The organism is Neoluteolibacter marinus (genome assembly GCF_014904755.1).
GTDB classification, from domain to species: domain Bacteria; phylum Verrucomicrobiota; class Verrucomicrobiia; order Verrucomicrobiales; family Akkermansiaceae; genus Haloferula; species Haloferula marina.
On record NZ_JACZFQ010000187.1, the window covers coordinates 1 to 308 of the forward strand.

1 protein-coding gene is annotated in these 308 nt (G+C 61.4%); it reads left to right on the plus strand.

Annotation, left to right across the window (positions count from 1 at the left end; translation table 11 throughout):
- On the plus strand, positions 1 to 308 hold a 308-nt coding region (locus tag IG178_RS25780), incomplete at both ends, for a hypothetical protein (protein ID WP_226895757.1).

The following is a 308-nucleotide window of genomic DNA, read 5'->3' on the forward strand; positions in this document are numbered from 1 at the left end:
CAGGATCCGAATTTTTCACGCACGGCTCTGCGAATCGTTCGCAGCATCGATTCGAGCCCCGACCTCAAGTCCGCCGGATCCGCACGTATCGTCCCTACGACGAGCGGTCGAAGGGCCTATCTGAGCGAGAGGGAACGCGTCCATCTTCCGCCGCAGGAGCAGGTCGACCTGTCCGGGTTCGAGCTCGTCATAGACGAGGTCGCGCAAGACCCGGTATGCCTAGCGGTTCTTTCGCAATTCGGCTTCAAGCCGATCGACCAGGAGACCGTCTTCAAATCAGCGCTCCGGGGCATGGCGGATGGAGGCAC